The organism is Streptomyces sp. YKOK-I1, from assembly GCF_054660435.1.
Window position 1 is genome coordinate 6242913 of record NZ_BAAGDR010000001.1, and the last position, 22741, is coordinate 6265653.

General features: G+C 70.3%; 24 protein-coding genes and 2 pseudogenes. 21 read left to right on the plus strand and 5 right to left on the minus strand.

The window, feature by feature from the left end; translation table 11 throughout:
• Positions 1–208 precede the first annotated feature (208 nt).
• The 12 genes and pseudogenes from secY to truA all read left to right on the plus strand — a co-directional run bounded on the left by secY (position 209) and on the right by truA (position 8042).
• Positions 209–1522: a preprotein translocase subunit SecY gene (secY, locus tag ACYQ8Q_RS27835; RefSeq protein WP_460068589.1), complete on the plus strand. Its 1314-nt coding sequence runs from the start codon at positions 209–211 to the stop codon at positions 1520–1522.
• On the plus strand, positions 1522–2184 hold the full coding sequence (locus tag ACYQ8Q_RS27840; protein WP_358990609.1) for an adenylate kinase: 663 nt from the start codon (positions 1522–1524) through the stop codon (positions 2182–2184). Before secY ends, ACYQ8Q_RS27840 begins: the two co-directional genes overlap by 1 nt.
• A 117-nt stretch (positions 2185–2301) precedes the next feature.
• The gene (gene map / locus ACYQ8Q_RS27845) at positions 2302–3138 is read left to right on the plus strand and encodes a type I methionyl aminopeptidase (RefSeq protein WP_460068590.1); all 837 of its coding nucleotides are present in this window, start codon (positions 2302–2304) and stop codon (positions 3136–3138) included.
• Positions 3139–3237: 99 nt separating this feature from the next.
• Positions 3238–3402: pseudogene (locus ACYQ8Q_RS27850) on the plus strand (type I methionyl aminopeptidase); the annotation flags it as partial.
• Positions 3403–3501: 99 nt separating this feature from the next.
• A pseudogene (locus ACYQ8Q_RS27855) lies at positions 3502–3618 on the plus strand (type I methionyl aminopeptidase); the annotation flags it as partial.
• 234 nt (positions 3619–3852) lie between these two features.
• On the plus strand, positions 3853–4074 hold the full coding sequence (gene infA, locus ACYQ8Q_RS27860) for a translation initiation factor IF-1 (protein WP_003948620.1): 222 nt from the start codon (positions 3853–3855) through the stop codon (positions 4072–4074).
• Between the two features lie 62 nt (positions 4075–4136).
• On the plus strand, positions 4137–4250 hold the full coding sequence (gene rpmJ, locus ACYQ8Q_RS27865) for a 50S ribosomal protein L36 (protein WP_004984509.1): 114 nt from the start codon (positions 4137–4139) through the stop codon (positions 4248–4250).
• A gap of 217 nt (positions 4251–4467) precedes the next feature.
• The gene (rpsM, locus tag ACYQ8Q_RS27870; protein ID WP_055632357.1) at positions 4468–4848 is read left to right on the plus strand and encodes a 30S ribosomal protein S13; all 381 of its coding nucleotides are present in this window, start codon (positions 4468–4470) and stop codon (positions 4846–4848) included.
• Between the two features lie 66 nt (positions 4849–4914).
• Complete coding sequence (rpsK, locus tag ACYQ8Q_RS27875; protein ID WP_010354218.1) at positions 4915–5319, plus strand: 30S ribosomal protein S11; 405 nt, start codon at positions 4915–4917, stop codon at positions 5317–5319.
• Between the two features lie 117 nt (positions 5320–5436).
• Positions 5437–6459, plus strand: a complete 1023-nt coding sequence (locus ACYQ8Q_RS27880; RefSeq protein ID WP_003966937.1) for a DNA-directed RNA polymerase subunit alpha — start codon at positions 5437–5439, stop codon at positions 6457–6459.
• 105 nt (positions 6460–6564) lie between these two features.
• A complete protein-coding gene (gene rplQ, locus ACYQ8Q_RS27885; RefSeq protein ID WP_460068591.1) occupies positions 6565–7059 on the plus strand; it encodes a 50S ribosomal protein L17 in 495 nt (164 codons plus the stop codon).
• A gap of 128 nt (positions 7060–7187) precedes the next feature.
• The gene (gene truA, locus ACYQ8Q_RS27890; RefSeq protein WP_460068592.1) at positions 7188–8042 is read left to right on the plus strand and encodes a tRNA pseudouridine(38-40) synthase TruA; all 855 of its coding nucleotides are present in this window, start codon (positions 7188–7190) and stop codon (positions 8040–8042) included.
• A gap of 6 nt (positions 8043–8048) precedes the next feature.
• Here the strand turns inward: truA and ACYQ8Q_RS27895 are convergent, their stop codons facing one another.
• Together ACYQ8Q_RS27895 and ACYQ8Q_RS27900 are read right to left on the minus strand one after the other, a co-directional pair.
• Positions 8049–10046 (minus strand): right-handed parallel beta-helix repeat-containing protein, encoded by a 1998-nt coding sequence (locus ACYQ8Q_RS27895; protein ID WP_460068593.1) that lies wholly within the window; start codon positions 10044–10046, stop codon positions 8049–8051.
• Positions 10047–10140: 94 nt separating this feature from the next.
• Positions 10141–11016, minus strand: a complete 876-nt coding sequence (locus ACYQ8Q_RS27900) for a hypothetical protein (protein WP_460068594.1) — start codon at positions 11014–11016, stop codon at positions 10141–10143.
• A 330-nt stretch (positions 11017–11346) separates the two neighbouring features.
• Between ACYQ8Q_RS27900 and rplM the strand changes: the two genes are divergently transcribed.
• The 3 genes from rplM (at position 11347) to glmM (ending at position 13889) form a co-directional block, all read left to right on the plus strand.
• Positions 11347–11790, plus strand: coding sequence for a 50S ribosomal protein L13 (rplM, locus tag ACYQ8Q_RS27905; protein ID WP_055632362.1), 444 nt, complete (start codon positions 11347–11349; stop codon positions 11788–11790).
• Between the two features lie 45 nt (positions 11791–11835).
• Positions 11836–12357 carry a 30S ribosomal protein S9 gene (gene rpsI / locus ACYQ8Q_RS27910; RefSeq protein WP_067249178.1) on the plus strand — a complete coding sequence of 174 codons (522 nt, stop codon included), beginning with the start codon at positions 11836–11838 and terminating at the stop codon, positions 12355–12357.
• A gap of 173 nt (positions 12358–12530) precedes the next feature.
• On the plus strand, positions 12531–13889 hold the full coding sequence (glmM, locus tag ACYQ8Q_RS27915; protein WP_460068595.1) for a phosphoglucosamine mutase: 1359 nt from the start codon (positions 12531–12533) through the stop codon (positions 13887–13889).
• Positions 13890–14287: 398 nt separating this feature from the next.
• On the opposite strand, the gene ACYQ8Q_RS27920 is transcribed toward glmM, so the two are convergent.
• Positions 14288–15226, minus strand: a complete 939-nt coding sequence (locus ACYQ8Q_RS27920) for a DUF389 domain-containing protein (RefSeq protein ID WP_460068596.1) — start codon at positions 15224–15226, stop codon at positions 14288–14290.
• A 133-nt stretch (positions 15227–15359) separates the two neighbouring features.
• Between ACYQ8Q_RS27920 and ACYQ8Q_RS27925 the strand changes: the two genes are divergently transcribed.
• From ACYQ8Q_RS27925 to ACYQ8Q_RS27945, 5 genes are read left to right on the plus strand one after another with little or no spacing between them, the layout of a single operon-like run.
• Complete coding sequence (locus ACYQ8Q_RS27925) at positions 15360–15890, plus strand: RNA polymerase sigma factor (RefSeq protein WP_460068597.1); 531 nt, start codon at positions 15360–15362, stop codon at positions 15888–15890.
• Positions 15887–16744 (plus strand): zf-HC2 domain-containing protein, encoded by an 858-nt coding sequence (locus ACYQ8Q_RS27930; RefSeq protein ID WP_460068598.1) that lies wholly within the window; start codon positions 15887–15889, stop codon positions 16742–16744. The genes ACYQ8Q_RS27925 and ACYQ8Q_RS27930 overlap by 4 nt, the downstream gene beginning before the upstream one ends.
• A complete protein-coding gene (locus ACYQ8Q_RS27935) occupies positions 16741–17583 on the plus strand; it encodes an ABC transporter ATP-binding protein (protein WP_460068599.1) in 843 nt (280 codons plus the stop codon). The genes ACYQ8Q_RS27930 and ACYQ8Q_RS27935 overlap by 4 nt, the downstream gene beginning before the upstream one ends.
• The gene (locus ACYQ8Q_RS27940; RefSeq protein WP_460068600.1) at positions 17580–18983 is read left to right on the plus strand and encodes a hypothetical protein; all 1404 of its coding nucleotides are present in this window, start codon (positions 17580–17582) and stop codon (positions 18981–18983) included. Before ACYQ8Q_RS27935 ends, ACYQ8Q_RS27940 begins: the two co-directional genes overlap by 4 nt.
• On the plus strand, positions 18980–19555 hold the full coding sequence (locus ACYQ8Q_RS27945) for a hypothetical protein (protein ID WP_460068601.1): 576 nt from the start codon (positions 18980–18982) through the stop codon (positions 19553–19555). Before ACYQ8Q_RS27940 ends, ACYQ8Q_RS27945 begins: the two co-directional genes overlap by 4 nt.
• 22 nt (positions 19556–19577) lie before the next feature.
• Here the strand turns inward: ACYQ8Q_RS27945 and coaA are convergent, their stop codons facing one another.
• On the minus strand, positions 19578–20546 hold the full coding sequence (coaA, locus tag ACYQ8Q_RS27950; protein WP_460073510.1) for a type I pantothenate kinase: 969 nt from the start codon (positions 20544–20546) through the stop codon (positions 19578–19580).
• A 179-nt stretch (positions 20547–20725) separates the two neighbouring features.
• On the opposite strand from coaA, the gene glmS reads away from it, so the two are divergent.
• Positions 20726–22573, plus strand: a complete 1848-nt coding sequence (gene glmS, locus ACYQ8Q_RS27955; RefSeq protein WP_460068602.1) for a glutamine--fructose-6-phosphate transaminase (isomerizing) — start codon at positions 20726–20728, stop codon at positions 22571–22573.
• Here glmS and ACYQ8Q_RS27960 read toward each other — a convergent pair.
• Entirely contained in the window at positions 22547–22735 is a 189-nt protein-coding gene (locus ACYQ8Q_RS27960; protein ID WP_460068603.1) for a DUF397 domain-containing protein, read from the minus strand. The genes glmS and ACYQ8Q_RS27960 overlap by 27 nt on opposite strands.
• Between the last annotated feature and the right edge of the window lie 6 nt (positions 22736–22741).

The window sequence follows — 22741 nt, forward strand, 5'->3', positions numbered from 1 at the left end:
CGGGGATACCCCACAAATGGGGTATCCCCGGTTGGTCGTTCCTAGGGAAGCTGTGTCGCGGGTAAGGTGACCAGCACTGCCCACTTTTCACAAGGTTCTCTCAAAGGGGCACCTTGAGCGGCAGTCGGCCGTTAGTCCTGTCGTTGTTCTATTCGACCTTCAAGACCGTCACCCTTGACGCAGATGCGCGGGGGTCGCAGGAGGCACCGTGCTCACCGCGTTCGCCCGGGCGTTCAGGACGCCCGACCTGCGCAAGAAGCTGCTCTTCACGCTCGCCATCATCGTGGTCTACCGGGTCGGTACGCACATTCCGATCCCCGGCGTCGACTACACGTCCGTACAGCGCTGCGTCGACGAGGCGTCCGGCAACCAGGGCCTCTTCGGTCTGGTGAACATGTTCAGCGGCGGCGCGCTGCTGCAGATCACGGTCTTCGCCCTCGGCATCATGCCGTACATCACGGCGAGCATCATTCTTCAGCTGCTGACCGTGGTCATCCCGCGCCTGGAAGCCCTCAAGAAGGAGGGCTCGGCCGGTACGGCGAAGATCACGCAGTACACGCGTTACCTGACCGTGGCGCTGGCCATCCTCCAGGGCACCGGCCTGGTGGCCACCGCCCGCAGTGGCGCCCTGTTCTCCGGCTGCACCGTCGCCAGCCAGATCGTCCCGGACCGCGCGATCTTCAGCACCATCGTGATGGTCATCTGCATGACCGCCGGTACGGCCGTCGTCATGTGGCTCGGTGAGCTCATCACCGACCGCGGCATCGGCAACGGCATGTCGATCCTGATGTTCATCTCGATCGCCGCGACCTTCCCCTCCGCCGTGTGGGCCATCAAGAAGCAGGGCACGCTGGCGGACGGCTGGATCGAGTTCGGCACGGTCATCGCGGTCGGCCTGGTGATGGTCGCCCTGGTCGTCTTCGTCGAGCAGGCCCAGCGCCGGATCCCCGTGCAGTACGCCAAGCGCATGATCGGCCGCCGGTCCTACGGCGGTACCTCGACGTACATCCCGCTCAAGGTGAACCAGGCCGGTGTGATCCCGGTCATCTTCGCCTCGTCGCTGCTCTACATCCCCGCCCTCGTCGCGCAGTTCTCCAGCGGGAACTCCAGCTGGAAGACCTGGATCGAGACGAATCTGACCAAGGGCGACCACCCGATCTACATCAGCATGTACTTCCTGCTGATCGTTTTCTTCGCCTTCTTCTATGTGGCCATCTCCTTCAACCCCGAGGAAGTCGCCGACAACATGAAGAAGTATGGTGGCTTCATCCCGGGCATCCGGGCTGGCCGACCGACCGCTGAGTACCTGTCGTACGTGCTCAACCGGATCACCTGGCCGGGTTCGCTGTACTTGGGTCTGATCGCTCTCGTGCCGACGATGGCGTTGGTTGGTTTCGGGGCAAACCAGAACTTCCCCTTCGGCGGGACCAGCATCCTGATCATCGTGGGTGTGGGCCTCGAGACGGTGAAGCAGATCGAGAGCCAGCTCCAGCAGCGCAATTACGAAGGGTTCCTCCGCTGATGCGAATCGTCCTCGTCGGGCCGCCGGGTGCCGGGAAGGGTACGCAGGCCACTCGTCTGGCCGAGACTCTGCGCGTTCCGCACATCTCCACGGGCGACCTGTTCCGCGCCAACATCAGCCGGCAGACCGACCTCGGGAAACTCGCGAAGTCCTACATGGACAAGGGCGAACTGGTGCCGGACACGGTGACCATCGCCATGGCCAAGGACCGCATGGAGCAGCCGGACGCCGAGCGCGGCTTCCTGCTGGACGGTTTCCCGCGCAACGTCTCGCAGGCCGAGGCCCTGGACGAGCTCCTCACCACCGAGAGCATCAAGCTGGACGCGGTCCTCGATCTGGAGGCCCCCGAGGAGGAGGTCGTCAAGCGGATCGCCGGCCGGCGCATCTGCCGCAACGACTCCGCCCACGTCTTCCACGTGACGTACAAGAAGCCGCAGCAGGAGGGCGTCTGTGACGTCTGCGGCGGCGAGCTGTACCAGCGGGACGACGACTCCGAGGCGACCGTCCGGACGCGGCTGGAGGTCTACCACACGCAGACCGAGCCGATCATCGATTACTACAAGGCCCAGGGCCTGGTCGTGACCATCGATTCCATGGGCCCCGTGGAGCAGGTCACCGATCGTGCGCTGGCGGCGCTGAAGCGCGAGGGAGACGACGCGTAGTCGTCGGTCCCTTACGGCCGTGGAGTCCCCTGGACCCCACGGCCGTACTGTTGTGTAGGCAGTACCCGGTCCCCCGACCGGTTGATCCCGACCGAGTGATGGAGAGCGCAGGCCCCCATGGTGCAGATCAAGAGTCCCGAGCAGATCGCGAAGATGCGTGCGGCGGGACTGGTGGTCGCCGCCATCCACGCGGCGACGCGGGAGGCGGCGGTGCCGGGGGCCACCACCAAGGACCTGGACGAGGTCGCGCGCAAGGTGCTGGCCGAGCACGGCGCGAAGTCGAACTTCCTCGGATACGGCGGTTTCCCCGCGACGATCTGCACCTCGGCGAACGACGTGGTGGTGCACGGCATCCCGTCCGACGAGGTGGTCCTCAAGGACGGCGACATCATCTCCATCGACTGCGGCGCGATCGTGGACGGCTGGCACGGCGACGCGGCGTACACCGCGTTCGTGGGCTCCGGTCACGCCCCGGAGCTGATCGAGCTCTCGCGGGTGACGGAGGAGTCGATGTGGGCCGGCATCGCCGCGATGAAGCTCGGCAACCGGCTCGTCGACGTCTCGCGCGCCATCGAGACGTACATCCGCCGTCAGCCCAAGCCCGGTGGCGGGCGCTACGGCATCATCGAGGACTACGGCGGCCACGGCATCGGCACCGAGATGCACATGGACCCGCATCTGCTGAACTACGTCGACCGGCGCCGGGGCAAGGGCCCCAAGCTGGTGCCCGGCTTCTGCCTCGCGATCGAGCCGATGGTGTCCCTGGGCACCCCGCGCACGGAGGTCCTGGAGGACGACTGGACCGTCATCACGACGGACGGCACGTGGTCGTCGCACTGGGAGCACAGCGTGGCTCTCACGGAGGAGGGCCCCCTGGTCCTGACGGCCCCGGACGGCGGCAAGGCGAAGCTGGCGGAACACGGGGTCGTGGCCGCGCCGGATCCTCTTGCGTGAGGGTGCCGGAGTCGCCGGGCCGCCGGTCGGAGGCCGGCGCAGCCACTCGAAGCCTGTGAGGCGCTCTTGGCGCCGAGCCCGCGAGAGGGGCGTCCAGGATCGGTCGACTGGACCGTCATCACGACGGACGGCACGTGGTCGTCGCACTGGGAGCACAGTGTCGCGTTGACGGAGGAGGGCCCCCTGGTCCTGACGGCTCCGGATGGCGGCAAGGCGAAGCTGGCGGAACACGGGGTCGTGGCCGCGCCGGATCCTCTTGCGTGAGGGTGCCGGAGTCGCCGGGCCGCCGGTCGGAGGCCGGCGCAGCCACTCGAAGCCTGTGAGGCGCTCTTGGCGCCGAGCCCGCGAGAGGGGCGTCCAGGATCGGTCGACTGGACCGTCATCACGGAGGAGGGCCCGCTGGTCCTGACGGCTCCGGATGGCGGCAAGGCGAAGTTGGCGGAGCACGGCGTAGTCGCTGCGCCGGATCCGCTCGTCTGACGCCTGCGGGCCGGTGGGGGCTTGTCGCGCGGTTCCCCGCGCCCCTTGGTTGGCTGTTCCTGACGGAAGTCCGAAGCTTACGGATCTCTCCCGTGGGGCAGACTCTCTCGATTCGTGTTTCTCGTGGCCCTGACGTAGACTGACTCGTCGGCTCTCGTGCACCCGCATGTCCGCGTGCGCCCCGCAGGGGGAAGCAGGGGAGTCGATCAAGGTAGTCGATTCGAAGGGCGAAGCGTGGCCAAGAAGCAAGGTGCCATCGAGATCGAGGGCACTGTCGTCGAGTCTCTGCCGAACGCCATGTTCAAGGTCGAGCTCCAGAACGGCCACCAGGTCCTGGCACACATCAGCGGCAAGATGCGGATGCACTACATCCGTATCCTCCCTGACGACCGGGTCGTGGTGGAGCTGTCTCCGTACGACCTGACGCGTGGCCGGATCGTCTACCGGTACAAGTAGATCTTGCCCACGTCCCGCGTGAGCGGGGCCGCCGGCAACTGACCCGGAGAACCTCACATCCCATGAAGGTCAAGCCGAGCGTCAAGAAGATCTGCGACAAGTGCAGGGTGATCCGCCGTCACGGTCGGGTCATGATCATTTGCGAGAACCCGCGCCACAAGCAGCGCCAGGGCTGATCGCAGCCGATCTCACCCTCTGCATCGATATCGCAGAGACTTCGCGCGACGCGAGCTGAATATGTTCATACGCAGGACCCAGGCGGGGGTTTCTTCTTGCCTGACACCCCCGGTTCGGAGGCCGGGGACCCAGTCGTACCAAGTCTTCGAAGAGAAGAGGCCGGCGGCTGGGATCCGGTTCTGTGGAAGACCTCCGAAGATCACCAGGAGCCATTGAATGGCACGCGTTTCCGGTGTTGACATCCCGCGCGACAAGCGCGTGGAGGTCGCCCTCACCTACGTGTTCGGCATCGGCCGGACCCTCTCGCAGGAGACGCTGGCTGCGACCGGCGTCGACCCGAACACCCGTGTTCGCGATCTGACCGAAGAGCAGCTGGTCGCCATCCGCGAGTACGTGGACAACAACATCAAGACCGAGGGTGATCTCCGTCGCGAGATCCAGGCCGACATCCGCCGCAAGGTCGAGATCGGCTGCTACCAGGGTCTCCGTCACCGTCGTGGTCTGCCCGTCCGCGGTCAGCGCACCAGCACGAACGCTCGTACCCGCAAGGGCCCGCGTCGCGCCATCGCCGGCAAGAAGAAGCCGGGCAAGAAGTAGTCCGCAGCGGACTCGCCGTCCAGCGGTCTTCGCTGTAGGACCGACCACCTCCCGTAGGAGTAATAGATGCCCCCCAAGGGTCGTCAGGGCGCTGCCAAGAAGGTGCGCCGCAAGGAAAAGAAGAACGTCGCCCACGGCCAGGCGCACATCAAGAGCACGTTCAACAACACGATCGTGTCCATCACGGACCCGGCCGGCAACGTGATCTCCTGGGCCTCCGCCGGTCACGTCGGCTTCAAGGGCTCGCGCAAGTCCACGCCGTTCGCCGCGCAGATGGCCGCCGAGTCGGCTGCCCGTCGCGCGCAGGAGCACGGCATGCGCAAGGTCGACGTCTTCGTCAAGGGCCCGGGCGCCGGTCGTGAGACCGCGATCCGTTCCCTCCAGGCCACGGGCCTCGAGGTCGGCTCCATCCAGGACGTCACCCCGACCCCGCACAACGGCTGCCGTCCGCCGAAGCGTCGCCGCGTCTGACGCACGGTTGTCTTGAGGTTGCGGGCGGTACGGCTCCATAGGGGGCGTACCGCCCGTACCCTTGCAGTACAGAGTCGGGCGTCAAATAGCGGGCGCCCCTGACTGAAGGAACAGAACATGCTGATCGCTCAGCGTCCCTCGTTGACCGAAGAGGTCGTCGACGAGTTCCGCTCCCGGTTCGTGATCGAGCCGCTGGAGCCGGGCTTCGGCTACACCCTCGGCAACTCCCTCCGCCGTACGCTCCTGTCGTCGATCCCGGGTGCGGCGGTCACGTCGATCCGTATCGACGGTGTCCTGCACGAGTTCACCACCGTGCCGGGCGTCAAGGAGGACGTCACCGACCTGATCCTCAACATCAAGCAGCTGGTCGTCTCCTCGGAGCACGACGAGCCGGTCGTGATGTACCTGCGCAAGCAGGGCCCGGGTCTGGTCACCGCCGCCGACATCGCGCCCCCGGCCGGTGTCGAGGTGCACAACCCCGACCTCGTCCTCGCCACGCTCAACGGCAAGGGCAAGCTGGAGATGGAGCTGACGGTCGAGCGTGGCCGCGGTTATGTCTCCGCCGTGCAGAACAAGCAGGTCGGTCAGGAGATCGGGCGCATCCCGGTCGACTCGATCTACTCGCCGGTTCTGAAGGTCACGTACAAGGTCGAGGCCACGCGTGTCGAGCAGCGCACCGACTTCGACAAGCTGATCGTGGACGTCGAGACCAAGCAGGCGATGCGTCCCCGTGACGCCATGGCCTCCGCCGGTAAGACCCTGGTCGAGCTGTTCGGTCTCGCCCGCGAGCTGAACATCGACGCCGAGGGCATCGACATGGGCCCGTCCCCGACGGACGCCGCCCTCGCCGCCGATCTGGCGCTGCCGATCGAGGAGCTGGAGCTCACCGTTCGGTCGTACAACTGCCTCAAGCGTGAGGGCATCCACTCCGTGGGTGAGCTCGTCGCCCGCTCCGAGGCCGACCTCCTGGACATCCGCAACTTCGGTGCGAAGTCCATCGACGAGGTCAAGGCGAAGCTGGCCGGCATGGGCCTGGCCCTCAAGGACAGCCCGCCCGGATTCGACCCCACGGCCGCCGCCGACGCCTTCGGCGCCGACGACGACGCGGACGCGGGTTTCGTGGAGACCGAGCAGTACTGAGCAGTACGCAGCAGTACTGACCGGTTGGTGCCGGTGAGCATCCGCTCATCGGGTTCCTGACCCCGGTACCTGACACGGCCGGGGCAGACACACAGGAGAAGAAAGATGCCGAAGCCCACCAAGGGTGCCCGTCTGGGCGGCAGCGCCGCGCACGAGAAGCTGCTCCTCGCGAACCTCGCGAAGTCGCTCTTCGAGCACGGCCGTATCACCACCACCGAGGCGAAGGCCCGCCGTCTGCGGCCGTACGCCGAGCGTCTGGTGACCAAGGCGAAGAAGGGCGACCTTCACAACCGCCGGCAGGTGCTCCAGGTCATCACGGACAAGAGCGTCGTCCACACGCTCTTCACCGAGATCGGCCCGCGCTACGAGAACCGTCCGGGTGGCTACACCCGTATCACCAAGATCGGTAACCGCCGTGGCGACAACGCGCCCATGGCTGTCATCGAGCTGGTCGAGGCGCTGACCGTGGCGCAGCAGGCGACCGGTGAGGCCGAGGCCGCCACCAAGCGTGCGGTCAAGGAGGCCGAGGAGGCCAAGGTCGAGTCGACCGAGGCCGAGGACGCCGCCGAGGCTCCCGCCGAGGAGTCGAAGGACGCGTAGGCAGTCCTTCGGCCGCCGGTCCGTCGTGGCTGGTCGCGCAGTTCCCCGCGCCCCTGAAGGGGCGTGTCAGCGGGTCCGTTCCTTTCGGGGGACGGGCCCGCTTTTTGTGTTGCTGAGAGGATCTCTGTGTGAGTGACGAAGTGCAGCCCGGGTACGTCCGTGTCCGTCTTGATCTCTCCTACGACGGGAGCGAGTTCTCCGGGTGGGCCAAGCAGGCCGGGGGGCGGCGGACCGTGCAGGGGGAGATCGAGGACGCTCTGCGGACCGTCACGCGGTCCCGGGAGACGTATGAGCTGACCGTGGCGGGCCGGACCGATGCCGGGGTGCACGCCCGGGGGCAGGTGGCCCATGTCGATCTGCCGGAGGGCGTGTGGCGTGAGCACCACGAGAAGCTGCTGAAGCGGCTTGCCGGACGGTTGCCCCGGGATGTGCGGGTGTGGGCGCTCAGGGAGGCCCCCAGTGGCTTCAACGCCCGGTTCTCGGCCGTCTGGCGGCGGTACGCGTACCGGGTGACGGACAACCCCGGGGGCGTGGATCCGCTGCTGCGCGGCCATGTGCTCTGGCACGACTGGCCGCTCGATGTCGACGCCATGAACGAGGCCGCCCAGCGGCTGCTCGGGGAGCATGATTTCGCCGCCTACTGCAAGCGGCGGGAGGGGGCCACCACCATCCGGACCCTTCAGGAGCTGAGCCTGGAGAAGGGGGCCGACGGGATCATCACCGCCACCGTGCGGGCCGACGCCTTCTGCCACAACATGGTGCGCTCGCTCATCGGGGCGCTGCTGTTCGTGGGGGACGGGCACCGGGGCGCCGAGTGGCCGGGGAAGGTGCTGGCCGCCGGGGTGCGGGACTCCGCGGTGCATGTCGTACGGCCGCACGGGCTGACCCTGGAGGAGGTCGGCTACCCGGCCGACGAGCTGCTGGCCGCGCGGAGCAAGGAGGCGCGGAACAAGCGGGTTCTGCCGTCCGCCGGGTGCTGTTGAGCCTCCCTACGCCGGTTCCATGATCAGCCAGGCCACCGTGGAGGTGTCCCCGGCCATGCCTTTCACCGTGAAGGACGTGCCGGGGGTGCGGGAGGCCACGTAGGCCACGCCCGAGGGGGTGCCGGCGGGGGACTGGACCGTGAGGAAGATGCGGCTGGTCCCGGTGACCGCGGTGGTGGGGACCGTCACCGGGGTCGTGCCGTTCAGGGTGACCGTGCCCATCTTGGCGTTGCTGCCCTCCTTGACCTTGATGCCCTTCCCGGCCAGTCCCACGACGATGTCGGCGTCGGCGCTGCCGATCTGGGCGGTGCCGAGGCGGCCCCAGCTGGTGTCCCGGCCGGTGCCGCCGCCGGGGCCGAAGGTCTGGGTGCCGTCGATCTCCATGGCGAAGCGGTTGACGGAGTCGCCGGTGGCCCGGGACTGGAAGGCGCGGGAGGTCTTGCCGGCGCCGGTGACCGCGTAGCCGTGGGCGGACTGCCGTTGCTGGACGAGGTGGACGCCGGGGCCGGCGCTCGCGGTGACCGTGAGGCCGGGGGTGGTGAGGGAGACCCGCCCGCTGGCGCGGCTGACGGTGAGGGGCGTGTCGAGGACGGTCCCGTCGTCGGCGTGCCGGACGAGTGCGAAGTCGGAGCCGTCGCCGCTGCCGGACTCGGCGGCGTCGGTGGTGCGCAGGGCCCAGCGGCGGGCCTTGCCGCGAGACCAGAACTCCAGGTCACGGCGGGTGCCGGCGGCTCCGGAGATCATGTGGACGTCATGCTGGTCCCACTCGATGCCGGTGTCCCGGTGGGTGCCGGAGATCACGCCGCTGTGGCGGACGACGACCGCGCCGAGGTCCTGGAAGGGGGCCGTCGTCCCGACGTACTCGCCGCCGACGACCGAGACGTTGCTCACGGAGTTCAGCGCGGAGGTGGTGAGGCCGTAGGCGGGGGAGGGGGCGCCGGTGTCGTCGTCGTGGCCGGTGGAGGTGGAGCAACCGGTGAGGACGACCCCCTCGGCGGCCTCGCCGGTGACGGTGAAGCCGGAGTAGGGGATGAGGGAGGCCGAGGTCTCCCTGCCGTCCCGTCCGGCGAGGCAGCCGAGGAGCTGGAGGAAGCGGCCGCCGGGGGAGGTGGCGAGGTGGAAGCCGTCCCGGCCGTTGCGGTCGGTGGCGCAGCCGATCATCACCATCGAGTGGTTGACGCCGGTGATGTGGTAGCCGTGGTGGGCGTTGGCCTCCGAGCGGCAGTCGACCACCGTGACCGCGTCGGGGTTGAGGATGTCGTAGCCGTGTCCGCCGTTGCCCTGGGCGTGGCACTGGAACAGGTCGGCGTCGACCAGTCCGCCGCCGGTGCCCGTGGCGTCGCCCCAGGTGAAGCCGTGGCCGGCGTTGTCGACGCAGTGGACCTGGGTGAGCTGGAGGGCGGCGGCGTTCTGGGCGTTGAGGCCGTGGCCGGTGAAGCGCCAGACGGTCACCTTCTCCAGGCCGAGGTCCTGGACGCCGGGGGTGACGCGGATGCCGTCGATCGCGGTGCCGGTGGTGGCGCGCTGGTCGCGGCCGTCGAGCGCCAGGCCGTACAGGCGGGGGCCGCCGCCGTACGCCGAGTCGGTGGTGGTCCCCTGGTCCGGGACCGGGTCGACGACGATCAGGGCCTCGCCGGTGAAGGTGCCGAGGCCGGGGCGCAGATAGGAGGCGGTCATCTCGGTGCGGACCGGGGAGCGGGGGTGCCAGTCGCCGCGCAGGGTGACGCCGAGGCGGAGGCGGAGCGGCGAGGCGAGCCGGTACGCGCCGGGCGGGAGATAGACGGTGTCGCCCTGGCCGGCCGCGTCGATGGCCTTCTGGAGGGCGGGCGCGTCGTCGGTCCGGTCGTCGCCGAGGGCCCCGTACGGTGCGTCCTTCACGTTCAGCCAGCCCGCGCCGGTGCCGGTGGCCGAGGTCGTCTGGGCGATGACGATCGAGGTCGCGAGGGCGGCGCCGGTGAGACCGGCGGCGCCGGCGAGGAGGCTGCGGCGGGTCGTGGCGCTCATGGCGTGGTCCCCCCAGGGATCCGTGACCGGATGATCAGATGATCACTTGGGGGGAGTGTCGCACGTCCGATTGGCCCGTTTGACGTCGGCCGGGTCAGCCCTCGGCCGCCGCCGAGGCCTGGGCCTGGCCACGGCGGTTGATCTGCTGGAAGGCGAACTCGGCGAGGTCGTCACCCATGGTGAAGACCGCCGTGTCCTTCGTGGTCACGTCCTTGCCGTCGGTGAAGCCCGTGATCGTGAAGTAGGCGTAGCGGCCGTAGGAGTTGGTCGTCGAGCGGCAGATCGCGGCGTTGCAGAAGGCCTTCACGCCCTTGCCGGTGAGCGCCTTGACGATGCTCTTGCTGTCGGCCTGGCTCTTGACCTTCAGGGCCTGCGCCTCGGTGTCGAAGACCGCCACACCGACCGTCACCGCGGTGTCGCCCTTGGTGTACGTCACCCGCATCAGCCGGGTGCAGTCGCCCGCCGCGAGGACCTTCGGCAGGGTGCCCTGGACGCCCGTGGCGCAGTCGGTGCTGTCCGCCGTCGGGCCCTTCTTGTAGACGTTGGAGCCCATGGTGAGCTGGGTTCCGGGGAACATCAGCTCCGGGCTGTTCTCCGCCTTGTCCTTGGCCTTGCTGGAGACGAACTCCTTGGGGTCCAGGGCCGGCGGCGCGCTGGTGGGCGCGAAGGACGGGGTGCCGGACGCGCTCGGCAGGCCGGTGGTGGCGGGCACCGAGGACGTGGGCCGGTTGGCCTCGTCGCTCCCGCCGCTGTTCACCACCCCCATGGTCACGGCGGTGCCGACGCCGACCGTGGCCAGCGCGCCCCCGACTATGAGGAACACCTTGCGGCGCCTGTTGCGTTTCTCGGACGCGTCCGCGAGTGCCGCCCAGTCCGGGGACGGGCCGTCACTGCCACCGGTCCACGGCTGCTGGGAGTTCGGTTTCCACGGATCCCACTGGGACTGAGGTCCCCCCTGCCCATAGCTCATGGGGCGCATCTTAGACGGGTGGACACGCCGCCGTTCCGCCTCAACTGCCTTTGAAACCTTCTCACCCGGAGATGTCGTGTTTGCCGTGCCGGGCCCTCGCTCCGGCCCTGTCCGGGCCTCGTTTTGACCCCACCCTCGCGACACGGGTATCCTGCATCTTCGTTGTGTATTGGCTTGCTCATTCTCACGGGACGGGCCCTTACACCGGTCCACCGGGCCGATGACCAGCGACCAGCACGCGGTTTGCGTCACCGCAGTGCGGTCAGGGCTGTCGTGATCGTCTTCGGTGACCTTGTCAGGACCACTCACTCGAAGCGAAGGCTACGAACCGTGCGTACGTACAGCCCCAAGCCCGGCGATGTGACGCGCCAGTGGCACGTCATCGACGCTCAGGACGTTGTCCTGGGCCGTCTCGCCAGCACCGCCGCCTCCATCCTGCGCGGCAAGCACAAGCCGATCTACGCCCCTCACGTCGACACCGGTGACTTCGTCATCATCATCAACGCCGACAAGGTGCACCTGTCCGGCAACAAGCGGACCCAGAAGATGGCGTACCGCCACTCCGGCTACCCGGGTGGTCTGCGCTCCGTCCGCTACGACGAGCTGCTGGACAAGAACCCGGAGAAGGCCATCGAGAAGGCCGTCAAGGGCATGCTCCCGAAGAACACGCTGGGCCGTCAGATGCTCTCGAAGCTGAAGGTCTACAAGGGTGACCAGCACCCGCACGGCGCGCAGCAGCCGCAGCCGTTCGAGATCACCCAGGTCGCGCAGTAACACCGGCCTAGACCAACCCAAGCCAAGAGAATCTGAGGAATCACCGTGGCCGAGACCACTGCCGAGCAGCCGCTCGAAGAGACTGAGCTCGTCGACATCGACAGCTACACCACCGAGTCCGAGGTGCCCGTCGAGGGCGAGTACACCTCGGAGTCCCTCGCCTCCCGCTTCGGCGACCCGCAGCCGGCCGCCGGCCTGGGCCGTCGCAAGAACGCCATCGCCCGCGTCCGGATCGTCCCGGGCTCCGGCAAGTGGAAGATCAACGGTCGCACCCTCGAGGACTACTTCCCGAACAAGGTGCACCAGCAGGAAGTCAACGAGCCGTTCAAGGTGCTCGAGCTCGAGGGCCGTTACGACATCATCGCCCGCATCGCCGGTGGCGGTGTCTCCGGTCAGGCCGGTGCGCTCCGTCTCGGTGTCGCCCGTGCGCTGAACGAGGCGGACGTCGACAACAACCGCGGCGCGCTCAAGAAGGCCGGCTTCCTGCGCCGCGACGACCGCGCGGTCGAGCGGAAGAAGGCCGGTCTGAAGAAGGCCCGCAAGGCTCCGCAGTACAGCAAGCGTTAATCGCTCGCTGCCTGCACCGAACGCCCCGGCGGCACGCCACAGTGCTGTCGGGGCGTTCGTTTTCTCTTAGCCAGGGGCGTATAACGGCACAAGATGCTCAAAGGCTTGTGTGACGGATGCCGCTATCCGGTGTAATTGCCCCTTCGGTCATTGACGCTTCCTCAGGAGGACAAGTGGGACGACTCTTCGGCACGGACGGCGTGCGCGGTGTCGCCAACGCGGATCTGACGGCCGAGATGGCGCTCGGCCTGTCCGTCGCGGCGGCGCATGTGCTGGCCGAGGCGGGCACCTTCGAGGGCCACCGGCCGGTGGCTGTCGTGGGGCGTGACCCGCGTGCGTCCGGAGAGTTCCTGGAGGCCGCCGTGGTGGCGGGTCTCGCGAGTGCCGGTGTGGACGTGCTGAAGGTCGGCGTGCTGCCGACGCCCGCCGTCGCCTACCTCACCGGTGTGCTCGGCGCCGACCTGGGCGTGATGCTCTCCGCCAGCCACAACGCCATGCCCGACAACGGCGTCAAGTTCTTCGCGCGCGGTGGCCACAAGCTCGCCGACGAGCTCGAGGACAAGATCGAGGCCGTGTACGAGTCCCACACCCACGGTGAGCCGTGGGAGCGGCCCACCGGCGCGGGCGTCGGACGGGTGCGGTCCTACGACGAGGGCTTCGACCGGTACGTCGCCCACCTCATCGCCGTCCTCCCCAACCGGCTCGACGGGCTGACGATCGTCCTCGACGAGGCGCACGGCGCGGCGGCGCGGGTGTCCCCGGAGGCGTTCACCCGGGCCGGGGCCGAGATCGTGACGATCGGGGCCGAGCCGGACGGGCTCAACATCAACGACGGGTGCGGATCGACGCACCTGGACAAGCTGAAGGCCGCGGTCGTCGAGCACGGGGCCGACTTCGGCATCGCGCACGACGGCGACGCCGACCGGTGCCTCGCCGTGGACCACACGGGCGAGGAGGTCGACGGCGACCAGATCCTCTCCGTGCTGGCGCTCGCCATGCGGGAGCGGGGCGTGCTGCGGTCGGACACCGTCGTCGCCACCGTGATGTCCAACCTCGGGTTCAAACTCGCCATGGAGCGGGAGGGGATCCGTCTCGTCCAGGCCGCGGTCGGCGACCGGTACGTCCTGGAGGAGATGAAGGAGCACGGCTACGCCCTCGGCGGCGAGCAGTCCGGGCATGTGATCATCCTCGACCACGCGACGACCGGCGACGGCACGCTGACCGGGCTCATGCTCGCGGCGCGGCTCGCCGAGACCGGGAAGTCGCTGCGCGAGCTGGCCGCCGTGATGGAGCGGCTGCCGCAGGTGCTGGTCAATGTGCCGGACGTGGACCGGTCCCGGGTCGGGGACTCGGCCGAGCTGTCGGCCGCCGTGGCCGAGGCGGAGCGGGAGCTGGGCTCCACCGGGCGGGTGCTGCTGCGGCCGTCCGGGACCGAGCCGTTGGTCCGGGTGATGGTCGAGGCCGCGGATATCGAGCAGGCTCGGTCCGTCGCGGGTCGGCTGGCCGATGTGGTGAAGTCCGCGCTGGGGTAGTCGGCCGGGCCGGGTCCGCGGTGGGGGGTGCTGTGCGGTGCGGGCCGCGGGTCCGTCGTGGCTTGTCGCGCAGTTCCCCGCGCCCCTTCGGTGGCGCGGGTGCGTCGTGGTCTGCTGGTGGGTTGTGGTGGGTCGCGCCGACGCGACGGAGTCGCAGATGGACACCGCCCCGCGGCCCTTCGGGCCCGCCGGGGCCTTGGCGGCCTCCAGGACGGCCTCGGGGTCGTACGGGTCGGCGGTCCAGGTAGGCGGTGGCGCCCTCCGGGGTGCTGCTCAGCAGGGCGTGGGCGTGCGCCAGGACGGTGGGGTCGTTGTCGACGTACACGATCCGGGCGTCCGTGAACTGCCCTGTGCCACAAGGGGGTTGAGGATCACCCGTCCCTGGCGTCCGTGAGGTTTCAGCCAGTCCGCGCCGGCCGGCGGTGCCGCTCCCACCACGCCCGCTGGGCCAGCAGGGTCAGCGTCCCCGCGAGGACGATGCCCAGGAGGTTCAGCAGGAGCTGTTCCGTCGACCCCCGGGTCTGTGCCATGTCGCCGTAGCTGAGGGCGACCGCCGCGTTGGCCGCCGCCGGGACCGTGGTGACGGAGATGGCCACGCCGACCAGGGCGCCGGACTTGGCCGAGGTGAGGGAGAGGGTGCCGGCCGCTCCGGCCAGTACGGCGACGATGAAGGAGAAGGCGTCGGGGGCGTAGACGAAGCCGGTCTGGGGGCGGTCGGCGTCGAGCTGTTCCCGGCTGAAGAGGTCCAGGGCGTCCATGAAGAGGCTGAAGGCGACCGTGGCGGCCATGGCGATCGCGAAGCCGACGAGCAGGGCGTTCAGGGACCGCAGGGCGAGGCGGGGACGGCGGCGGACGATCGAGGTGGAGATCCCGGCGAGCGGGCCGAACTCCGGGCCCACGGCCATGGCGCCGACGATCAGGACCGCGTTGTCCAGGACCACACCGCAGGCCGCGATCATCGTGGCCAGGGTGATGAAGGCGAGGTAGGTGACGGAGAGCGTCGACTCCTCGTGGGTGGCGTCGGTGAGGTGCTCCCACAGGACCGCGTCCGCGCCCTCGCCCGGAGCCTCCGCCTCGGCCTTGTCGGCGCGCAGCGACAGCGACAGGTCGATGTTCTCGACGGCGATCGAGCCGGTCCGGTCCAGGCCCGCCCTCTGGAGCTCGGTGAGGAGCGCGTCACCGGCCTCACGGGCCACGTCACAGGTGACGACGTCCCCGGCGGGATCGCGGGCCGCGCCCCGCAGCACCACGAGGTGCGTGGCGCCGACGGTGTTCTCGATCAGACGGAGCACGTCGTCGGTCTTCTCCGGCGGGGTGATCAGACGCAGATGCAGCACGGGGGCAGGCTAGCCGGGATGCCCCTCCCGCCCACCCCGCCCCCATGTGACGGGGATCACGTCACGGGGAAAACCCGTGGCCCGGCGCCGGCGTCTAGCGGGTGTGAGATCAGTCAGGACAGCGCTGCACGAGGTGGACGAGGCACGTCTCCTCCGGTTCGTGGCCAAGGGCGACCGGGCCGCGTTCGAGGAGCTGTACCGGCGTACGTCGCCGTGGATGGCGGTGCGGCTGCGCCGCCGCTGCGGGGACGAGCAGATCGTCGCCGAGGTGATGCAGGAGACGTATCTGGCGGTGTGGCGCGCGGCGGGCGCGTTCAGCGGGGCCGCGGTCGGCGGGTCGGCCACCGGCTGGCTGTGGACGATCGCCGCGCGCCGTCTGGTCGACGCGTTCCGGCGCCGCGCCCACCACGCGGAGCCGCCGCCCGCCGCCGCACCGCCCGGCGTGGCGCCCGCCGCCGAGGACGAGGCGCTCGCGGCGAGCGTCGGCGGTGACGTCGGGGACGCGCTGCGCCTCCTCGCGCCGGAACTGAGACAGGTACTGCAGGCCCTGGTGCTCGACGGACTGTCCGTCCGGGAGACCGCGGTCCTGCTCGGGCTGCCCGAGGGCACGGTCAAGACCCGTGCCCGCCGGGCCAGGATCCAGATGCGGAGGGCGCTGGCATGAGCGCGGAACACGCGTCGGCGCGGATCATCGAAGGGTACGCGCGCGGCGACACGGACCTCGCCCCCGACGAGGTGTGGGCCGTGGAGGCCCATCTGGAGGTGTGCCGGGTCTGCCGCGACCGGCTGGCGGCCGCGGTCGCCACCTCGGTCCCCGCCGTGGCCTCCCTGGTCGACTCCGTCTGGTCCGGCCTCGCACCCGAACTGGCGGCCACCGCCCCGATGCCGCGCCGGCGGCACCGGCCGGCCTGGCTGTCGGGGTGGATGACGCCCGCGATGGTGCCGTGGCTGGCCATGGTCGTCGGCGTGACGCTGCTGGCGCTGCTGCTCGACCGGGCCGGCATCGGCACCGGCTTCAGCCTCGGCTCCGAGGCCGCCTCCGGCCCCGGCCAGGTGTCGCTGGTGCTGCTGTTCGCGCCGGTCCTGCCCGTGCTCGGGGTCGCGGCGTCCTGGTCGCGCGGACTGGACCCGGCGTACGAACTGACAGCCTCGGCGCCCCGGGCCGGGCTCCCCCTGGTGCTGCGGCGCACCGCGTCCGTGCTCGCCGTGGTCGTCCCCGCGCTGCTGGTGGGCGGCTGGGCGACGGGGGTGATGGTGGCTCAGTGGCTGCTGCCCTGCCTGGCGTTCACGGCGGCGACGCTCGCGCTCGGCGGCCTGGTCGGGGTGACCCGCGCCGCTGTCGCGCTGGCCGCCGTGTGGGCCGCCGTGATCCTGGCGCCGACCCTGGCCGCCGGCGGCCGTACGGCCTTCGCCCTGCGCACGGGCGGACTGCCCGTGTGGGGGCTGCTCCTCGCTCTCGGCATCGGTGTCGTGATCGCCCGCAGGGGCGCGTACGCCGCACTGGGAGCCCATCGATGACCACCGGAAGGGAACACCCCATGACGTCCGCGGTGAGCGCGGCCGACCTCGCGCCGACGCCCTACGCCCACGAGATCCGGGCCACCGGGCTGAAGGTCAGGGTCGGCCGGAAACGGATGGCCGTCGACGGCCTCGACCTGTCGCTGGGCACCGGCGTGCACGGCCTCCTCGGCCCCAACGGGGCGGGCAAGACCACCCTCATCCGGACGCTGGCCACCGTCCTGCGCCCCACCGAGGGCGACCTGGAGCTGCTCGGCGCGTCCGCGGGCGGACCGGGCGGCACGGGAGAACTGCGGGCGCTGCGCCGCCGGATCGGCTATCTGCCGCAGGAGTTCGGCTACTACAAGCGGTTCACGGTCCGCGAGTTCGTCGAGTACATGGCGTGGCTGAAGGAGGTGCCCGGGGCGGACATCCCCGCGGCGGTGCAGCGCGCGGTGGAGCGGGTCGGCCTGGCGGACCGCGCCGACGACCGGATGAAGACCCTCTCGGGAGGCATGGTGCGCCGGGTCGGCATCGCCCAGGCCATCGTCAACGACCCGGCGATCCTGCTGCTGGACGAGCCGACGGTCGGCCTGGACCCGACGCAGCGGCTGCGCTTCCGCGAGCTGCTCCAGGAACTGGGCACGGACACCTGCGTGCTCGTCTCGACGCATCTGGTGGAGGACGTGGCCGCCGCCTGCACCGATGTGGTGCTCTTCGCCGAGGGGCGCCTGGTCTTCCAGGGCACCCCGGACGACCTGGCGGCCGCGGGCGGCCCCGAGGACGTGGGCGACAGCCCTCTGGAGCGCGGCTACTCGGCGCTGCTCCAGGGCCCCGAGCAGGGAAGGGGCGCCTGGTGAACCCGCAGGTCCTGCGCGTCCTGCGCATCGAGCTGAGGCGCTCGGTCGCCCCGTGGGCGGGTGCCGTGGTCCTGACGACGGCACTCGGGTTCCTGTTCCTGCTGAAGGGGACGGTCGGCGGCGGAACCACGGCCTGGACGGCCCAGTGGACGACCATGGCCCTGTGGCTCCGCGCCCTGCTGTTCTACCTGTGGCCGCTCGCCGTCGGGCTCGGCGCGCTCCAGGGCCTGCGCGACCACCGCTCGAAAATGTCCGAGCTGCTGTCGAGCACGCCACGGCCCGCCCGGCACCGCGCGGCGGCGCTGGCCGGCACCACGGCGGCCGCACTGGCCGCGGCCTGCGCGCTGCTCGTCCTCGTGGGCGGGGTCCAGGTGCTCGCCCACACCTCGTACACCCACCTGGGGTGGCTGCCGATCTCGCTGGTGGGGGCGTTCTCCCTGATCGCGGGGTCGGTGCTGGGCATGGGGGCCGCGCGGGCCCTGCCGTCCGTGCTCACCCCGCCCCTGCTGACCGTGGCCGCCTTCGCGTTCACGGTCCTCATGCAGCTGTCGCTGGGCCGGACGCAGACGGACACGGCGGCGGGCATCGCGACCAGCGAGCCGAACCGGCTCTCGCTGCTGTCCCCGGCGGTGCAGGACGTGCGCGACACGTTCACCACGCTCTCCGCCGCCGTGCACCTCGGGCAGACCGTCTGGCTGCTCGGCATGGCCGTGACCGGCTTCGCGCTGCTGGTCGCCGCACGGCGGCGCACCCGGCTGCTCGCCCTGACCCCCGTCCTGGCGGGCGCGGCACTCGCCCTGCTCGTCCTGCCCGACGACCCGGACCGGATGTTCGTCGTCGACAAGGCCGCCGCGGAGCCGGTGTGCGACGGCCCGGTGTGCGTGACGCGCACCCAGCAGGGACGGCTCGCCGAGGTGGCGGGCCCCGGAAAGAAGGCGCTGGGTCTGCTGCACGCCGCCCTGGGCGCCGGGGCGCCGGTCTCCGTCCGCGAGAGCGCCACCGTACTGCCGGAGGGCAGCATGCCGAAGTGGTCCGGCAGGACCGTGCCCCTCGACTTCGACGACGCGGGCATCGTCGACGCGAAGGGCGAGGAGCTGACGTGGGCCCTCGTCGGCAAGGGCCTGGTGCCGGGGTGTTCCCCCGTCGGCTGGAGCGGCACGGGGGGCGAGGACGTCGCGCGTACGGTCGCGGTCGGCTGGGTGCTCGGAGACCTGGAGTCGCTGCCCCAGGCGTCCGCGAACGCGCGGCGCTACGCCGACACCGAGGCCCGCCCGGTGTGGAAGAAGTTCAGGACGCTGCCGAAGGCCGAGCAGCGCGCCCGGATCGAGGCCATGCGCACGGCCGCGCTCTCCTGCGAGGGGGACGCCCTCGAAGCGCTCACCGGCGGTGCGTCCCGGTGAGATGGCTGACGCTGTACGCCCGCTCGCGTCAGGTGCCCGCCTCGCTCGCCGCGCTGCTGATCGGCGCGGTGGCGGTGTGGACACTGGCCGGGGACGGCGGCGCGGGGCCCGCCGATCCCCGGCTGCCCGTGCTCGTCCTCGCCATGGGCGCGATGGCGGCCTCGAGCGGCTTCGGCGGGCAGGACCTGGCGCTGGACCGGACGGCGGCGATCCGGTGGGCGCCCCGCAGGGCGGCACACGTCCTGCTGGCCGGGGCGGTCGTCGCCGCGGTGCCGCTGCTCGCGCGGATGGCGGGGAAGGACGTGGCCGGGGCCGCCTTCGTGGTCCGGGACAGCGCGGGCCTGATGGGCCTGGGCGCCCTGGGCGCGGCGCTGTGGGGCGGCTCGTACGCGTGGACGCTGCCGTTCGCCTGGCTGTCGTACGCGTTCTTCGCGCCGCCCCCGACGGGTGTGCCGACACGGGTGGCGAGCTGGCTGCTGCTGCCCGCCGGCGCACCGGCGGGCACCTGGACGGCCCTGGCCCTCACGGTCACCGGCACCGCGGCCTACGCCGTGGCGGGCCCGAGACGCTGACCGGACCGGTGTCGGCGATGGGTCACAGCTTGCGCAGGCTCAGCCGCTGGACCTTGTGGTCGGAGCCCTTGCGGACGACGAGGGTGGCGCGGCCCCGGGTGGGGGCGATGTTCTCGACCAGGTTGGGCTTGTTGATGGTGCGCCAGAGGCCGCGGGCGTAGTCGACGGCCTCCTCCTCGGAGACCTGGGTGTACTTCCTGAAGTACGAGTCCGGATTCTGGAAGGCGGTCGCGCGCAGCTTGCGGAACCGGTTGAGGTACCAGCGCTCGATGTCCTCGGCGCTGGCGTCGACGTACACGCTGAAGTCGAAGTAGTCGGCGAGACCGACGCGGGTGCGGCCGTCCTTGCCGGGGAGGGCGGGCTGGAGGACGTTGAGCCCCTCGACGATGAGGATGTCGGGGCGGCGCACGGTCAGCCGCCGGTCGGGGACGATGTCGTAGATCAGGTGGGAGTAGACGGGGGCGGTGACCTCGTCCTTGCCCGCCTTGATGTCGGCGACGAACCGGGTCAGGGCACGGCGGTCGTACGACTCCGGGAAGCCCTTGCGCGACATCAGGCCGCGGGCCTCCAGCTCCCGGGTGGGCAGGAGGAAACCGTCGGTGGTCACCAGCTCCACGCGCGGGTGCTCGGGCCAGCGGGAGAGCAGGGCCTGAAGGAGCCGGGCGACGGTCGACTTGCCCACCGCCACCGAGCCCGCGACACCTATGACGAACGGGGTGCCGGACTGCGACCCCTGCTCGCCGAGGAAGGTGTTCAGGGCGCCGCGCAGCCCGTCGGTGGCGCCGATGTACAGGTTGAGCAGCCGGGACAGCGGCAGATAGATGTCTCGCACCTCGTCGAGGTCGATGACATCGCCGAGGCCGCGCAGTTTCTCGACCTCCTCGGCGGTCAGCGGCAGCGGCGTCTTGTCGCGCAGCGCGCTCCACTCGCGGCGGGTGAGATCGACGTAGGGAGTCGCCTCCGGCCTGTGCCGGTGGGCGCTCCGGGGCATCGCGGAGACCGGTGAGATCACAGTCCATTGTTAACGGAGTTTGAACGGGACGGCGGGTGGGGTGTGTCACGCCGACCGAGGCCGCCGTCGCTCCCGGCCGCTCGTACCCCCGGTGGAATATCCGGAATCGGGCACGCGGAGGCGTGTTCGGCGGGGACTTCGACTCTAGGCTGCCGCGCATGTGCGGAATCGTGGGTTACGTGGGGTCGCAGTCGGCGCTCGAGGTCGTCATGGCCGGGCTGAAGCGGCTGGAGTACCGGGGCTATGACTCGGCGGGCGTCGCGGTGCTCGCCGACGGAGGGCTGGCCGCCGCGAAGAAGGCCGGCAAGCTCGTGAACCTGGAGAAGGAACTGGGGGCCCGGCCGCTGCCGACCGGCCCGACCGGCATCGGGCACACCCGCTGGGCCACCCACGGCGGGCCCACCGACGCCAACGCCCATCCTCATCTCGACAACGCCGGACGCGTCGCCGTGGTGCACAACGGGATCATCGAGAACTTCGCCGTCCTGCGTGCGGAGCTGGCCGAGCGCGGACATGAGCTGTCCTCCGAGACGGACACGGAGGTCGTCGCCCACCTCCTCGCCGAGGAGTTCTCCGGCACCGCCGACCTCGCCGAGGCCATGCGGCTCGTCTGCCGCCGACTCGAAGGGGCGTTCACCCTCGTCGCCGTGCACGCGGACGAACCCGACGTCGTGGTCGGCGCCCGGCGGAACTCACCGCTGGTCGTGGGGGTCGGCGAGGGAGAGGCCTTCCTCGCCTCCGACGTCGCCGCCTTCATCGCCCACACCCGCTCGGCCATCGAACTCGGCCAGGACCAGGTCGTCGAGCTGCGCCGGGACGGTGTGACGGTGACCGGCTTCGACGGGACCCCGGCCGAGGTGCGGTCGTACCACGTCGACTGGGACGCCTCCGCCGCCGAGAAGGCGGGTTACGACTACTTCATGCTCAAGGAGATCGCCGAGCAGCCGAAGGCCGTCGCCGACACCCTGCTGGGCCGGATCGACGCGAGCGGCTCCCTGACCCTCGACGAGGTCCGCATCGGCGCCGCCGAGCTGCGCGAGGTCGACAAGGTCGTCATCGTCGCCTGTGGTACGGCCTTTCACGCGGGCCTCATCGCCAAGTACGCCATCGAGCACTGGACCCGTATCCCCTGCGAGGTCGAACTCGCCAGCGAGTTCCGCTACCGGGACCCGATCCTCGGCCCCCGCTCCCTCGTCATCGCCATCTCCCAGTCCGGCGAGACGATGGACACCCTCATGGCGCTACGGCACGCCCGTGAGCAGGGCTCCAAGGTGCTCGCCATCTGCAACACCAACGGCTCGACCATCCCGCGAGAGTCCGACGCCGTCCTCTACACCCACGCCGGGCCCGAGGTCGCCGTCGCCTCGACGAAGGCGTTCCTGACGCAGCTGGTCGCCTGCTACCTGGTGGCGCTCTATCTGGGCCAGGTCCGGGGCACCAAGTGGGCCGACGAGATCCGCGCCGTCATCCGTGACCTCGCCCAGATCTCCGGCCAGGTCGAACGTGTCCTCAAGACCATGGAGCCGGTACGGGCGCTGGCCCGCTCCCTCGCCGACAAGAAGACGGTGCTGTTCCTGGGCCGGCACGTCGGCTACCCGGTCGCGCTCGAAGGGGCGTTGAAGCTCAAGGAACTCGCCTACATGCACGCCGAGGGGTTCGCCGCCGGTGAGCTGAAGCACGGGCCGATCGCCCTCATCGAGGAGGACCTGCCCGTGGTCGTGGTCGTCCCCTCGCCCCGCGGCCGGTCCGTCCTCCACGACAAGATCGTCTCCAACATCCAGGAGATCCGGGCGAGGGGTGCGCGGACGATCGTGATCGCGGAGGAGGGCGACGAGGCGGTCGCCCCGTACGCCGACCACCTCGTACGGATCCCTGCGACGCCGACGCTGCTTCAGCCGCTGGTGGCGACGGTGCCGTTGCAGGTCTTCGCCTGCGAGCTGGCGACGGCACGGGGCAACGAGGTGGACCAGCCGCGCAACCTAGCGAAGTCGGTCACGGTCGAGTAGGCCGGCCAGGAACGTGCCGAAGGCCTCGGCCGGGAAGGTGAGGGTGCCTCCGGCCGGGGCTTTTGTGTCGCGTACGGAGGTGTGGGTGGGGGTGGTGGCGATTTCTACGCAGGCGTTGCCGTCGCCCTCGCCGGAGTAGGACGACTTCCGCCAGTTGTCCATGGAGTA